At 50.5% G+C, this 13,969-nt stretch carries 14 protein-coding genes and 2 tRNA genes; 2 read left to right on the top strand and 14 right to left on the bottom strand.

The genetic code is table 11. The annotated features are described in order from the left end of the window. Positions 1–132: 132 nt before the first annotated feature. The 9 genes from rpsO to secG all read right to left on the bottom strand — a co-directional run bounded on the left by rpsO (position 133) and on the right by secG (position 7,559). The gene (gene rpsO / locus Z042_RS00885; protein WP_010279698.1) at positions 133–402 is read right to left on the bottom strand and encodes a 30S ribosomal protein S15; all 270 of its coding nucleotides are present in this window, start codon (positions 400–402) and stop codon (positions 133–135) included. 128 nt (positions 403–530) lie between these two features. Further along, positions 531–1,481 (bottom strand): tRNA pseudouridine(55) synthase TruB, encoded by a 951-nt coding sequence (gene truB, locus Z042_RS00890; protein WP_024912459.1) that lies wholly within the window; start codon positions 1,479–1,481, stop codon positions 531–533. Further along, positions 1,481–1,891, bottom strand: coding sequence for a 30S ribosome-binding factor RbfA (rbfA, locus tag Z042_RS00895; protein ID WP_024912458.1), 411 nt, complete (start codon positions 1,889–1,891; stop codon positions 1,481–1,483). The genes truB and rbfA overlap by 1 nt, the downstream gene beginning before the upstream one ends. 120 nt (positions 1,892–2,011) lie before the next feature. Further along, positions 2,012–4,705 (bottom strand): translation initiation factor IF-2, encoded by a 2,694-nt coding sequence (infB, locus tag Z042_RS00900; RefSeq protein WP_024912457.1) that lies wholly within the window; start codon positions 4,703–4,705, stop codon positions 2,012–2,014. A 23-nt stretch (positions 4,706–4,728) separates the two neighbouring features. Next, positions 4,729–6,237 carry a transcription termination factor NusA gene (gene nusA, locus Z042_RS00905; protein ID WP_024912456.1) on the bottom strand — a complete coding sequence of 503 codons (1,509 nt, stop codon included), beginning with the start codon at positions 6,235–6,237 and terminating at the stop codon, positions 4,729–4,731. Positions 6,238–6,258: 21 nt separating this feature from the next. Further along, positions 6,259–6,711, bottom strand: coding sequence for a ribosome maturation factor RimP (rimP, locus tag Z042_RS00910; RefSeq protein ID WP_024912455.1), 453 nt, complete (start codon positions 6,709–6,711; stop codon positions 6,259–6,261). Between the two features lie 218 nt (positions 6,712–6,929). Then, a tRNA-Met gene (locus Z042_RS00915) sits at positions 6,930–7,006 on the bottom strand. 60 nt (positions 7,007–7,066) lie between these two features. Then, positions 7,067–7,153: transfer RNA gene (locus Z042_RS00920), tRNA-Leu, on the bottom strand. A 70-nt stretch (positions 7,154–7,223) separates the two neighbouring features. After that, on the bottom strand, positions 7,224–7,559 hold the full coding sequence (gene secG, locus Z042_RS00925) for a preprotein translocase subunit SecG (RefSeq protein WP_024912454.1): 336 nt from the start codon (positions 7,557–7,559) through the stop codon (positions 7,224–7,226). Between the two features lie 68 nt (positions 7,560–7,627). Here secG and Z042_RS25785 point away from each other — a divergent pair, with 68 nt between their 5' ends. Beyond that, complete coding sequence (locus tag Z042_RS25785; protein ID WP_154666857.1) at positions 7,628–7,765, top strand: hypothetical protein; 138 nt, start codon at positions 7,628–7,630, stop codon at positions 7,763–7,765. 43 nt (positions 7,766–7,808) lie between these two features. Here Z042_RS25785 and glmM read toward each other — a convergent pair whose 3' ends face one another. The 4 genes from glmM to rlmE all read right to left on the bottom strand — a co-directional run bounded on the left by glmM (position 7,809) and on the right by rlmE (position 12,765). After that, positions 7,809–9,146, bottom strand: a complete 1,338-nt coding sequence (glmM, locus tag Z042_RS00930) for a phosphoglucosamine mutase (protein ID WP_024912453.1) — start codon at positions 9,144–9,146, stop codon at positions 7,809–7,811. A gap of 4 nt (positions 9,147–9,150) precedes the next feature. Then, entirely contained in the window at positions 9,151–9,987 is an 837-nt protein-coding gene (gene folP / locus Z042_RS00935; RefSeq protein ID WP_024912452.1) for a dihydropteroate synthase, read from the bottom strand. Between the two features lie 154 nt (positions 9,988–10,141). Further along, on the bottom strand, positions 10,142–12,088 hold the full coding sequence (ftsH, locus tag Z042_RS00940) for an ATP-dependent zinc metalloprotease FtsH (protein ID WP_071882776.1): 1,947 nt from the start codon (positions 12,086–12,088) through the stop codon (positions 10,142–10,144). A 47-nt stretch (positions 12,089–12,135) separates the two neighbouring features. Beyond that, positions 12,136–12,765 (bottom strand): 23S rRNA (uridine(2552)-2'-O)-methyltransferase RlmE, encoded by a 630-nt coding sequence (gene rlmE, locus Z042_RS00945; RefSeq protein WP_024912450.1) that lies wholly within the window; start codon positions 12,763–12,765, stop codon positions 12,136–12,138. Between the two features lie 145 nt (positions 12,766–12,910). On the opposite strand from rlmE, the gene yhbY reads away from it, so the two are divergent. Continuing rightward, positions 12,911–13,204 (top strand): ribosome assembly RNA-binding protein YhbY, encoded by a 294-nt coding sequence (yhbY, locus tag Z042_RS00950; RefSeq protein WP_024912449.1) that lies wholly within the window; start codon positions 12,911–12,913, stop codon positions 13,202–13,204. A gap of 157 nt (positions 13,205–13,361) precedes the next feature. Here yhbY and greA read toward each other — a convergent pair whose 3' ends face one another. Then, positions 13,362–13,838, bottom strand: a complete 477-nt coding sequence (gene greA, locus Z042_RS00955; protein WP_024912448.1) for a transcription elongation factor GreA — start codon at positions 13,836–13,838, stop codon at positions 13,362–13,364. Positions 13,839–13,969: the final 131 nt, after the last annotated feature.

A 13,969-nucleotide genomic window follows, 5' to 3' on the forward strand; every position in this document is an offset into this window, starting at 1 on the left:
GGGGATAAAGCCTCTCATTAGCCGCGCGAACCTCTGTAACGGAAGAACCTTAATAATACATTAACCTGATTTACTTATGCTTCCTAGAAGAAAGGGGCCAAAATAGGCCCCTTTCCACTGAAACTTGCTCAATTAGCGACGCAGACCCAAGCGCTCAATCAGGCTGGTGTAACGCGCTACATCTTTACGCTTCAGGTAGTCCAGCAGCTTACGACGCTGAGAAACCATACGCAGCAGACCACGACGGCTGTGGTGATCTTTTTTGTGCTCTGAGAAGTGGCCTTGCAGATGGTTGATCTGCGCAGTCAACAGGGCAACCTGAACTTCAGTAGAGCCGCTGTCATTAGTACCACGACCAAAGTCAGCTACAATTTTAGCTTTAGCTTCAACACTTAGAGACATTGTCATACTCCAAATTATAGATAATAAATACAGGCGCCGATCTCTAATTCAGCAACCCAATGCATAAGCCGCGCTATTCTACCCTTATCCCCGCCATCCTTCAAGCTGCCGGGAACCTGCGCAAGGCGTTATAATAAGTCGAAATATTCAACAACCAGACGGCGCGGTGCGATCCGCCCATCATCAGCAATCTCGCCAATACCGATAAATTTACGTTCTTCACCTTCGGTAATACGCACCATTCCTGAAAGAGGGGCGCCCGCCGCCTGTACCGGTTGCCCCTGCTTGATATAACCGGCAACGGCTGGCAGCAAATTCACTTCAGGGAAATCCTCTGCCGGGCTGTCCATAGGCATCAACAGCGGATCGAGCAATGCGCTTGAAGCGATCCCTTGCTCCTCCGCCTCTGCTACCAAGGCATTTAACTGCTCTAATGTGACCATCCGAGCAATCGGGTACTTCGCCACCTGTAAACGGCGCAGGTAAATCACGTGCGCACCACAGCCCAGCAATTCACCAAGATCGTCAGTGATGGTGCGAATATAGGTGCCTTTCGAGCAATGAATTTCCAACTCCAATTCGTCCCCTTCCCAGCGGATAAATTGCAGCTCATAGACGGTGATACTGCGCGCTTCACGCGGCACTTCGATACCCTGCCGCGCATATTCATACAGTTTCTTGCCCTGATATTTCAGCGCTGAATACATGGATGGTACTTGCTGGATATCGCCACGGAAACTGTTCAAGGCAGCGTCAAGCTGAGCTTTAGTGAAGTTCACTGGCCGTTCTTGCACTATCTGCCCATCTGCATCTGAGGTATCAGTTCGCTGACCAAGGCGAGCAATCACACGATAACGTTTGTCAGAATCGAGCAGATATTGTGAGAATTTGGTCGCTTCCCCGAGGCAAATCGGCAGCATACCCGTTGCCAATGGATCGAGTGCACCGGTATGGCCCGCTCGATTGGCATTATAGATACGTTTAACTTTCTGTAGGGCATCGTTGGACGACAGGCTTTGCGGTTTATCCAACAACAGTACGCCATGGATATCACGGCCACGGCGGCGTGGGCGACTCATTAAGCCTCCTCATCATCGCCTGATGCAGAACGGCGTTCAGCATCATTCTTCACCACGTTGGTCACCAGATTGGACATACGCATCCCTTCAACCAATGAGTTGTCATAGGCGAAAGTCAATTCTGGCACTACACGCAGGCGCATAGCTTTACCCAGCAAGGTGCGAATATACCCGGAAGCATCCTGCAACGCTTTAATGCCGTTAGTTACCAACTCTGGATCATGGTTTTCGGTCAAGACGTTCAGAAAAGTGACATATACTTTGGCATACGCCAAATCGCGGGACACTTCAACACCAGAAACCGTCGCCATACCCACACGCGGATCTTTGACTTCACGCTGCAAAATGATCGCAATCTCTTTTTGCATCTCTTGTGCCACACGTTGACCGCGGCTGAATTCTTTTGCCATTTGAGTATCCTCCAGACAAATCGGGGGGCCACAAGGCCCCCCAGAACAAATTTCTTCTACTTCAAGTTGCAAGTGCGTTAGCTTTCCTGCCGCTCGAATTATTTAGGGTATATAGCAAACTTAAGCGATAGTACGCTGAATCTCGATAATTTCGAACACTTCGATCATATCGCCAACGCGCACATCGTTATAGTTCTTAACGCCAATACCACATTCCATACCGTTACGGACTTCGTTAACGTCATCTTTAAAGCGGCGCAGAGATTCCAGCTCACCTTCGTAGATCACCACGTTGTCACGCAGAACGCGAATTGGGTTATGGCGCTTAATTGTGCCTTCGGTCACCATACAGCCTGCAACAGCGCCGAATTTAGGTGATTTAAACACGTCACGCACTTCAGCCAAGCCGATAATCTGCTGTTTGTACTCAGGAGCCAACATGCCGCTCATCGCCTGCTTCACTTCGTCGATCAGGCTATAGATGACAGAGTAATAACGCAGATCCAGGCTTTCTGCTTCGATCACACGGCGTGCAGAGGCATCAGCACGGACGTTGAAGCCCAGAATAATAGCGTTCGATGCAGCCGCCAACGTCGCGTCAGTTTCAGTAATACCGCCGACACCAGAGCCGACAATTTTCACTTTCACTTCGTCGGTAGAGAGTTTCTGGAGTGAATCCGAAATTGCTTCACAAGTACCCTGTACATCGGATTTCAGAACGATATTCAGCTCAGAAACTTCACCCTCTGTCATGTTGGAGAACATGTTTTCCAGCTTGGATTTCTGCTGACGCGCCAGCTTAACTTCACGGAACTTGCCTTGACGATACAGCGCCACTTCCCGTGCTTTTTTCTCATCACGCACGACGGTCGCTTCATCACCCGCAGCAGGAACGCTAGACAAGCCCAGGATCTCAACCGGAATAGAAGGGCCAGCCGAAGTCACTTCACGGCCAAGTTCGTCACGCATTGCACGCACACGGCCATATTCGAAGCCACACAGCACGATATCGCCTTTATTCAGCGTACCTTCCTGAACCAGCACGGTAGCCACTGGGCCACGGCCTTTATCCAAGAAGGATTCGATCACTACACCGCTCGCCATACCGCTACGAACGGCTTTCAGTTCAAGAACTTCAGCTTGCAGCAGGATAGCGTTCAACAGTTCGTCGATACCCGTACCAGCTTTCGCGGAGACATGAACGAACTGTGCTTCACCGCCCCACTCTTCTGGCATAACGCCATACTGAGATAGCTCTTGCTTAACACGGTCTGGATCGGCTTCTGGTTTATCGATTTTGTTAACCGCAACGACCAATGGCACTTTCGCTGCCTGAGCATGCTGAATAGCTTCGATGGTTTGCGGCATAACGCCATCATCAGCAGCTACCACCAGAACCACGATATCGGTCGCCTGAGCACCACGAGCACGCATTGAAGTAAAGGCTGCGTGGCCTGGAGTATCCAGGAAGGTAATCATGCCGTTTTCGGTTTCTACATGGTAAGCACCGATGTGTTGGGTAATACCACCGGCTTCACCCACTGCCACTTTGGTGGAGCGAATGTAATCGAGCAGAGAGGTTTTACCATGGTCAACGTGGCCCATGATGGTCACAACCGGCGCACGTGCCTCAGCCGCGGTTGCAGCACCTGTATCACGGTCGCTCATCAGCGCTTCTTCCAGCTCGTTTTCACGGCGCAGAATCACTTTATGGCCCATCTCTTCGGCAACCAGCTGTGCTGTTTCCTGGTCGATAACCTGATTAATGGTCGCCATTGCGCCCAGCTTCATCATCGCTTTGATGACCTGAGAGCCTTTCACCGCCATCTTGTTCGCCAGTTCGGCAACGGTGATAGTTTCGCCAATGATAACGTCACGGTTAACCACTTGAGCTGGTTTGTTGAAACCTTGCTGTAGAGTGCTTGGCTTGCGCTTGCTTTTACCACCACGGGTTACAGCGCGAGCTTCTTCGCGATCGGCTTTAGAATCGAAAAGTTTATTGCCTTTTTTCTGCTTGGCAGCTTTGCCACCGCGAGTACGGCTACGGCGATCGCCTTCAACTTTGGCATCGTTTTCGTCTTCGGCAGCACGGGCATGTTGAGAGGTGGTTACATGGTAATCAGCGGTTTCAACCTCTGCGCTGGCAGCGTCGGCTGCGGCCCACTTTTCACCGTTCTCTTCGGCCATCCGGCGTGCTTCTTCTGCGACACGTTTGGCTTCTTCTTCAACCTTACGGCGCATTTCCTCTTCCGCTTTACGTTTCAGTTCAGCGGCTTCGGCTTCACGGCGGGCTTTTTCTGCCTGAGCTGGCTTGGTCATTTCGTCGCTATGTTGGTTGGTCACTTTTTCTTTTTCCGCTGAATTACGCTTAGCAATCTCTGCGGCCTCACGTTTGGCTTGCTCTTCGGCTACGCGCTTCGCTTCTGCTTCGCGTTTCGCTAGCTCTTCTGCTTCGCGCCGTGCCTGCTCTTCCGCTTCACGCAGTGCCTGCTCTGCCGCTTCAGCCTGTTGGGCCTCTTGCGTATCGCGATTTACATAAGTGCGTTTCTTGCGGACCTCAATTTGCACCGATTTACTTTTACCCCCAGTGCTTGGAATATTCAAGGTGCTGCGTGTTTTACGTTGCAATGTAAGTTTACCTGGCACATTACCGTGTTCACGGTTCAAATGCGCCAGCAAGGTTTCTTTCTCTTGCTGAGTCACAGAGTCAGCCTCTGACTTGTTGATCCCTGCATCAGCAAACTGCTGTACCAGGCGATCAACCGGAGTCTGAATCTCTGCTGCCAGCGATTTTACGGTTACATCTGTCGTCATGCTTTCCTTCCTGCTACAGTTTATTACGCGTTATCGCCAAACCAACAGATATTACGAGCGGCCATAATCAGCTCGCCGGCCTGTTCATCACTAAGCCCTTCAATATCAGCCAGATCGTCAACACCCTGCTCGGCAAGATCTTCCAGCGTACAAACCCCATGCGCGGCCAGTTTAAAGGCCATGCTACGCTCAAGGCCCGAAAGGTTGAGCAAATCATCAGCGGGTTTTTGGTCGCCCAGGCTTTCTTCCTGAGCCAGAGCCAGCGTGGTCAATGCAGCTTTGGCACGATCGCGCAATGCTTCAACCGTATCTTCATCCAGTCCGTCGATTTCCAGCAGCTCTTTAATTGGCACATAGGCCAGTTCTTCCAGCGTTGAAAAGCCTTCTTCAACCAGAACCGTGGCAAAATCTTCGTCGATATCAAGATACTTGGTGAAGGTATCAATGGCGGCATGAGCTTCAGCCTGGTGTTTGGCTTGCAGATCGTCCGCCGTCATCACGTTCAGTTCCCAGCGATCATCATCACGATGTTGTTTCAACAATTGGGAGGCTAAACGCACGTTTTGGCCATTACGGCCGATCGCCTGTGCCAGGTTGCTGGCTTCAACGGCAATATCCATTGTGCACTTGTCTTCATCCACCACGATCGAGGCTACATCCGCTGGAGCCATGGCGTTGATGACAAATTGTGCAGGGTTATCATCCCACAGGATGATATCAATACGCTCCCCGCCAAGCTCGCTCGAAACTGCCTGGACGCGGGCACCGCGCATACCAACGCAGGCACCGACCGGATCGATACGCTTGTCGTTGGTTTTTACAGCAATTTTTGCACGGGAGCCAGGATCGCGGGCTGCCGCTTTAATTTCAATCACTTCTTCGCCGATTTCCGGCACTTCAATGCGGAATAGCTCTTTCAGCATATCCGGGCTGGAGCGACTGACGAACAGTTGTGCACCACGCGCTTCCGGGCGGACAGCGTACAAGACACCACGAATACGGTCACCTGGGCGGAAGTTTTCACGCGGCAGCATGTCTTCACGGCCAATCACTGCTTCAGCATTGCTGCCCAAATCCAACGCAATGTTGTCGCGGCTAACCTTTTTTACCACGCCGGTGACGATTTCACCTTCATGTTCACGGAACGCATCAACCACCATCGCACGTTCAGCTTCACGGACTTTCTGTACGATAACCTGTTTCGCAGTCTGGGTAGTAATACGATCAAAGGTAACGGATTCGATCTGATCTTCGATATAACCACCCAGTTCGATGGATGGATCTTCATACTGTGCAGCTTCCAGCGTGATTTCACGCGTCGGCTGGGTCACTTCATCAACGGCAACCCAACGGCGGAAGGTGTCGAAATCGCCGGTTTTACGGTCAATGCTGACACGTACATCGATTTCCTGTTCATATTTTTTCTTGGTTGCGGTGGCTAATGCGGTTTCCAGCGCTTCAAAAATCTTCTCACGCGGAAGGGATTTTTCATTGGAAACAGCTTCAACAACCGCCAGAATCTCTTTGTTCATCCTAGTTGCCTCATCCAAACTTTAAAAGTGGGGTACCAGGTTCGCTTTCTGAATGTTACTCAGTGCGAACACTTCATCTTTCCCTTCCACAGTAACCGTGATCATCTCACCTTCAACGGACTTGATAATGCCCTGCCATTTACGGCGGTTTTGTATCGCCATACGCAGAACAACGCTGACTTCTTCACCAGTAAAACGTTGATAGTGTTCCGCAGTGAACATAGGACGATCAAGGCCAGGAGAGGAGACTTCCAAGTTGTAAGCGACCGTGACAGGATCTTCGACATCCAGTACAGCGCTGACCTGGTGGCTGGCATCAGCGCAATCATCAACATTGATTCCATTCTCACTATCAATATAGATGCGTAACGTTGATTGGCGCGCCCGAATAAATTCGATGCCTACAAGCTCAAAGCCCAACGCTTCTACCGGTGCGGAAAGCATCTCTGTTAACTTTTGCTCTAATGTGGACAAGCCCACCCCCAAGACATAAAAAAAGGGCCTAATAGCCCAGTGATTCTGTTGCCAAATAACAAAAAACCCCGAAAATTCGGGGCATTATGCAACTGGACCCTGTTTGCCGCAAAGCAGCTTCGGTACAACTTTCTTACCAGTGTCATTTTCAAATGTTGTTCGAGAAAAGCGGATTTCAATCGAAAAGTGTATTTGAAAATAGACACTCATAAGGAAAGTGGTTGCGGGGGCCGGATTTGAACCGACGACCTTCGGGTTATGAGCCCGACGAGCTACCAAGCTGCTCCACCCCGCGTCCGAAAACGTGGCAAATGCTACGCTGATAATTGCTAAAACGCAAGTCATCTCTGGGATTTGGTACCGAGGATGGGACTCGAACCCACAAGCCCGTTAGGGCACTACCACCTCAAGGTAGCGTGTCTACCAATTCCACCACCTCGGTACTGATTCTTACTGCTTAATGGCTGTTTTTACTGCCTGCGCACTAACAACCATTTTCAAACTTTTACTGCTTACTGCGGGATATCGCTGCTTGGCTTGGCAGGTGCTACCGGTGCAGTGGTTTGCTCAGTTTTCACTGGCTGCCCCAGGTTTTCCCACTCGCTGCCTTTCTGGTTTTTATTGCTGCTCAAGTTACCCAAAATCAGACTGATGACGAAAAATAACGTCGCCAAAACAGCCGTCATGCGGGTCATGAAGTTGCCTGAGCCAGTTGAGCCGAACAATGTGCCAGAAGCACCTGCTCCAAATGAGGCCCCCATATCAGCGCCTTTGCCTTGCTGTAACATAATCAGAGCAACCAGCCCGATTGAAACCAGCAAGAAAATTACCAGAAGAGCTTCGTACATAGTCGTACCTGTATCCTTGCGGGTTCACCGCGTGCCAAATGCTTCTCACCTCAGATGCTTCTGTATCTATGAAGCCGTGGTATGTCACTAAACAGCCCACTGAAGCGGGTGTGAATACTAACCAAAGCCGTCAGACCACGCAAGGGCAATTTGCAGCCACTGATGCGTTTGCGGAAAAAAACATCAAAAACTGGCATAATCTGTGATCCACGCAGGCACAGTGAACGATGCCTGCGTGAAAACAAGGCGTTAGCCTGCCTGCTTCACCGCATCAGCGATACGATGAGCCAGCATCTCAACCTGTTTTTCATCCTCACCTTCCACCATGACGCGGATTAACGGTTCGGTTCCCGATTTGCGCAACAAGACGCGACCATGACCAGCCAGCTCTGCCTCTACCTGCTCGGTCACTTCACGTACAGTTGCCGATTCCAGTGGATTATGTTCGCCAACGAAACGCACGTTCACCAGGATCTGCGGCAGCAATTTCATGCCACTACACAGATCATGCAGGCTCATATTATTACGCACCATGGCGGTCAGCACTTGCAAGCCAGCCACAATACCGTCACCGGTAGTGGTTTTGTCCAACAGGATCACATGGCCGGAGTTTTCTGCTCCAATGCGCCAACCCAGCTCCTGTAGTTTTTCCAGCACGTAGCGATCCCCGACTTTGGCACGAGCAAATGGGATACCCAGCTGTTTCAATGCCAGTTCCAACCCCATGTTGCTCATCAAAGTACCTACGGCCCCGCCGCGCAGCTGGCCTTGGCGTAAACCTTCACGGGCAATGATGTACAGGAGTTGGTCACCGTCTACTTTGTTACCCAAATGGTCAACCATCATCACACGGTCGCCGTCACCGTCAAAAGCCAGGCCTACATGCGCCTGTTCTGCCAACACTCGCTCCTGCAACTGACGCACATCGGTAGCACCACATTGCTCGTTGATGTTCATACCATCCGGCTCACAACCGATAGCGATCACCGTCGCCCCCAACTCACGCAGTACGCTGGGGGCAATGTGATAGGTCGCGCCATTCGCACAATCTACCACTATTTTCAAGTCATTCAGGCTCAGCTCGCTTGGGAAAGTACCTTTACAAAACTCGATATAGCGCCCCGCAGCATCCACGATACGGCTGGCTTTACCCAATTCGGCAGACTCAACGCAGGTCAGCGGTTTTTCCATTTCGGCTTCGATAGCTTCTTCCACATGATCGGGTAGCTTGGCCCCATCGATAGAGAAGAATTTGATACCGTTATCATAGAACGGGTTGTGTGAAGCTGAGATAACGATCCCGGCTTCCGCACGGAAGGTTCGGGTCAGATAAGCCACTGCCGGGGTTGGCATTGGGCCGGTAAAGGAGGCGGAAAGGCCAGCAGCTGCCAGACCCGCTTCCAACGCGGATTCCAGCATATAGCCAGAGATACGAGTGTCTTTACCGATGATGATTTTACGAGAACCATGGCGTGCCAGTACCTTACCAGCAGCCCAACCGAGCTTAAGAACGAATTCTGGGGTGATCGGGTTGTCACCGACTTTGCCACGGATGCCATCGGTACCAAAATATTTGCGTTCGCTCATGTCTCTACTGCCCCTTAGCTGAAAGTGTTGCCTCGACGACACGCATCGCCTCGACAGTCTCTTTAACGTCATGCACTCTGACAATCTGTGCTCCCTGCATTGCTGCGATCACCGCACAGGCAACGCTGCCAATAACCCGTTGTTCAGGGGGCACATTCAACAGCTGTCCAATCATCGATTTACGCGACATCCCTACCAACAGAGGCAGACCAAAATGATGAAATTCTGACAACCGGGCCAGAAGCTGATAATTATGCGCCAAATTCTTACCGAAACCGAAGCCTGGATCGAGTAACAATTTCTGTTTTTCTATTCCCCCAGCGACACAACGCTCAATGTGATGCTGAAAAAACGCCTTTATATCACCCATCAGATCGTCGTAATGCGGTGCCTGCTGCATAGTACGCGGTTCCCCCTGCATATGCATCAGGCAAACCGGTAAACCGCTTGCAACTGCGGCCTCTAACGCCCCTGGTTCTTGCAGCGAACGAACGTCGTTGATCAAGTGCGCTCCAGCAAGGGCTGATTCGCGGATCACACCGGCTTTTGAGGTATCTACCGAGATAAAAACTTCAAATCGTTGGGCCAACGCTTCCACCACGGGCACTACGCGCGCAATTTCTTCCTCTTCACTAACAGCTGCGGCACCTGGGCGGGTTGATTCACCTCCCACGTCAATCATCGTCGCACCTGCGGAGATCAGCGCATGAGCGTGCAACAAGGCATCATTCAGCGAATGATGCCGACCACCATCAGAAAAGGAATCAGGAGTGACGTTAAGAATCCCCATCACCTGTGGATGATTGAGATCGATAATCTGGTCTCTAACAATTAACTGCATGATTAATAAACCTTAATATTACCTATCAGAAGTAGGTTTGGACGTTGTCATTCCATAAATGGGCTGAGCGCCGCAGTAAATGAACAATTTCCAGTTATGACAGGTGTAAAAAACCCCGGGCTAGCCGGGGTTTGATTTTATTACATAGCTGAGGTTATTTGTCGAACTGTTGCTGTTCAGACAAAGGATTACCTGGATTTGAGGTATGCGGCTCATCAATCGACGTTGGAGCCTTTGGTGTGCCACCGTTGTCGGAGTTGCTGTTCTTGGCCGCATCATCCCAACCTGCCGGTGGGCGCACATCTTTACGGTTCATCAAATCGTCGATCTGCGGAGCGTCAATAGTTTCATATTTCATCAGGGCATCCTTCATTGAATGCAGGATATCCATATTTTCCATCAACAACGCACGAGCACGAACGTAGTTACGCTCAACCAGTAATTTCACTTCCTGATCGATGATACGTGCGGTTTCATCCGACATATGTTTCGCTTTAGCCACAGAACGGCCCAGGAACACTTCGCCTTCCTCTTCCGCATACAGCAATGGCCCAAGTTTCTCCGAGAAGCCCCACTGTGTCACCATATTACGGGCGATCGAGGTGGCAACTTTAATGTCGTTCGATGCACCAGTAGAGACTTTTTCCGGCCCATAGATAATCTCTTCCGCCAAACGACCGCCGTACAGCGTGGAAATTTGGCTTTCCAGTTTCTGACGGCTGGCGCTGATGGCATCTCCTTCCGGCAGGAAGAAAGTCACACCAAGCGCACGGCCACGAGGAATGATCGTAACTTTATGCACCGGATCATGCTCAGGAACCAAGCGACCAATGATCGCGTGACCCGCTTCGTGGTATGCAGTGGATTCTTTTTGCGCTTCGGTCATCACCATGGAACGGCGCTCTGCCCCCATCATGATTTTATCTTTGGCCTTTTCGAATTCCACCATCGATACCACACGCTTGCTGCCACGTGCTGCAAACAATGCTGCTTCGTTGACCAGGTTGGCCAGATCTGCACCGGAGAAACCCGGAGTGCCACGCGCGATCACAGAAGCGTCAATATCTGGCGCTAGTGGCACACGGCGCATGTGTACTTTCAGGATCTGTTCACGGCCACGTACATCTGGCAAACCCACCACCACTTGGCGGTCAAAACGACCTGGGCGCAGCAGTGCAGGATCAAGCACATCCGGGCGGTTAGTCGCCGCAATCACGATAATGCCTTCATTGCCTTCAAAACCGTCCATTTCAACCAGCATCTGGTTCAGCGTTTGCTCACGCTCATCGTGACCACCACCTAAACCAGCACCACGCTGACGGCCAACGGCATCGATTTCATCGATAAAGATGATGCACGGTGCCGCTTTTTTAGCCTGCTCGAACATGTCACGTACGCGAGAAGCCCCAACACCGACGAACATTTCAACGAAATCAGAACCGGAAATGGTGAAGAACGGCACTTTGGCCTCACCCGCAATGGCTTTCGCCAGCAGGGTTTTACCAGTACCTGGCGGCCCTACCATCAACACGCCTTTCGGGATCTTACCGCCCAGTTTCTGGAAACGGCTCGGTTCGCGCAGATAATCTACCAGTTCACTGACCTCTTCTTTTGCTTCGTCACAGCCCGCAACGTCAGCAAAAGTGGTTTTGATCTGATCTTCCGTCAACATACGGGCCTTGCTCTTGCCAAAGGACATCGCGCCTTTGCCGCCGCCACCCTGCATTTGCCGCATAAAGAAGATCCAGACCCCAATCAGCAACAGCATCGGGAACCAGGAAATAAAGATAGAAGCCAGCAAGCTCGGCTCTTCCGGCGGCTCACCAACAACTTTGACATTCTTGGTCAACAACGTATCCAACAGTCTCGGATCGTTGACAGGGATGAAGGTCGTGTATTTGTTACTGTCTTTACGAGTAACGTTAATTTCACGCCCATTGATTCGTGCTTCACGAATTTGATCTTGGGTCAGTTCGGACATGAAAGTGGTGTAATCCACCCTACGTCCATTAGACTCGCTGGGCCCAAAGCTCTGAAATACAGACATCAATACAACTGCGATGACTAACCAGAGAATTAGGTTTTTCGCCATGTCACTCAAGGGATTAACCTCATATTACAACTGTGTTAACAAACAGCGTTAGGGTACTACAGTTTCCGCCCTGTCGCTACAATGTACACTTCCCGCGAACGCGCGCGTGAAGCGTCTGGCTTACGAATCTTAACTTTCGTAAACAGGGAGCGAATTTCCCGTAGGTACTCGTCAAAACCATCTCCCTGGAACACCTTCACCAGGAAACTACCGCCTGGGGCGAGGACATCACGACACATTTCCAGTGCTAACTCTACCAGATACATCGATCTCGGGATATCGACCGCCGGGGTGCCACTCATATTCGGTGCCATGTCAGACATGACAACCTGAACCTTACTTTCACCTACACGTTCCAACAGTGCTTTAAGTACCAGTTGATCACGAAAATCACCTTGAAGGAAATCGACACCAACAATAGGATCCATCGGCAAAATATCACAAGCAATGATGCGCCCGTTACCACCAATCTGGGTTACAACATATTGCGACCACCCACCCGGCGCCGCTCCCAAATCAACAACCGTCATTCCCGGTTTAAACAATTTGTCACTTTGCTGTATTTCATCAAGTTTAAACCAGGCTCGGGAACGTAGCCCTTTTTTCTGCGCCTGCTGCACATATTTATCGCTAAAGTGTTCTTGTAGCCAGCGACTGGAACTAGCCGAACGCTTTTTATTAGCCATCTCGTTTTCCAACTATCCTAAAAAGAATCTCTTATGTCAGGTTCGCCGCTCACGTAGACGCCATTCGATGCAGACTGATTTGGTGATATACATGAGATGGCGGTAGAATGACCCGTTTTCAATCCCAACTTAAGCAAAAAAGACAATGAATCTGAATAATAAACAAAAACAGCACCTGAAAGGCCTGGCACATCCGTTGAAACCGGTTGTCATGCTGGGTAATAACGGTTTCACCGAAGGGGTGCTGGCTGAAATTGAACAAGCTCTGGAGCATCACGAGCTGATCAAGGTAAAAATCGCTGCTGAAGATCGCGACACCAAAACATTGATCGCCGACGCAATCGTGCGTGAAACCGGTGCCTGCAATGTACAAATGATCGGCAATACGCTAGTTCTTTACCGCCCGTCAAAAGAGCGCAAAATCACACTGCCGCGCTAAATCAGTCACCCATATACCCGTCATAATGTGCGTAACAGTTAAATTATGACGAGTATAGCGAAAAGGTGCCATGCAGCAGGCTCAGATAAAAGGCCGCTTGCGGCCTTTTTCTTTTCTTTACAAAACCCTGCTGAATATCTGAGCAGCTGCCCACAATTTAAAGATATTCTACTTTCAGGATTTCATATTCAACATCGCCGCCCGGTGTTTTGATCACCACGACGTCATCCTGCTCTTTACCAATCAAACCACGCGCCATGGGGGAATTGACTGAAATAAGGTTCTTTTTGAAGTCAGCTTCATCATCACCCACGATACGGTACGTGACTTCATCCTCACTTTCCAGGTTCATCACCGTTACGGTGGTGCCAAAAATAACGCGGCCAGTATCAGGCATCTTGGTGATATCAATCACCTGTGCGTTAGACAGTTTGGCTTCAATTTCCTGGATGCGCCCTTCACAGAAACCCTGTTGCTCACGGGCAGCATGATATTCGGCATTCTCTTTCAAATCACCGTGTTCACGAGCATCTGCGATATCTGCAATGATTTTCGGGCGGCGCACGCTTTTCAGGTAGTCAAGTTCTTCACGCAGTTGCTCTGCGCCAAATAAAGTCATCGGAATCTGTTTCATCGTTTCAATACCTCTAAAAATCTTTCCTGTTCAAATAGCCGTCATCCTGACGTGTTCGTATGAAAATACGGTCGGCTCCCACCTTCCGTCTCCAGGCGATAAACAAAAGAAACCTGACTCAGAACTTTCCC

It is taken from the genome of Chania multitudinisentens RB-25, assembly GCF_000520015.2.
GTDB lineage: Bacteria > Pseudomonadota > Gammaproteobacteria > Enterobacterales > Enterobacteriaceae > Chania > Chania multitudinisentens.

Excerpts from the sequence above, each read along its gene's own strand:
- rpsO (WP_010279698.1), bottom strand. The coding sequence starts at position 402 with ATGTCTCTAAGTGTTGAAGCTAAAGCTAAAATTGTAGCTGACTTTGGT.
- truB (WP_024912459.1), bottom strand. The coding sequence starts at position 1,481 with ATGAGTCGCCCACGCCGCCGTGGCCGTGATATCCATGGCGTACTGTTG.
- rbfA (WP_024912458.1), bottom strand. The coding sequence starts at position 1,891 with ATGGCAAAAGAATTCAGCCGCGGTCAACGTGTGGCACAAGAGATGCAA.
- infB (WP_024912457.1), bottom strand. The coding sequence starts at position 4,705 with ATGACGACAGATGTAACCGTAAAATCGCTGGCAGCAGAGATTCAGACT.
- nusA (WP_024912456.1), bottom strand. The coding sequence starts at position 6,237 with ATGAACAAAGAGATTCTGGCGGTTGTTGAAGCTGTTTCCAATGAAAAA.
- secG (WP_024912454.1), bottom strand. The coding sequence starts at position 7,559 with ATGTACGAAGCTCTTCTGGTAATTTTCTTGCTGGTTTCAATCGGGCTG.
- Z042_RS25785 (WP_154666857.1), top strand. The coding sequence starts at position 7,628 with ATGAAGCCGTGGTATGTCACTAAACAGCCCACTGAAGCGGGTGTGAAT.
- glmM (WP_024912453.1), bottom strand. The coding sequence starts at position 9,146 with ATGAGCGAACGCAAATATTTTGGTACCGATGGCATCCGTGGCAAAGTC.
- folP (WP_024912452.1), bottom strand. The coding sequence starts at position 9,987 with ATGCAGTTAATTGTTAGAGACCAGATTATCGATCTCAATCATCCACAG.
- rlmE (WP_024912450.1), bottom strand. The coding sequence starts at position 12,765 with ATGGCTAATAAAAAGCGTTCGGCTAGTTCCAGTCGCTGGCTACAAGAA.
- yhbY (WP_024912449.1), top strand. The coding sequence starts at position 12,911 with ATGAATCTGAATAATAAACAAAAACAGCACCTGAAAGGCCTGGCACAT.
- greA (WP_024912448.1), bottom strand. The coding sequence starts at position 13,838 with ATGAAACAGATTCCGATGACTTTATTTGGCGCAGAGCAACTGCGTGAA.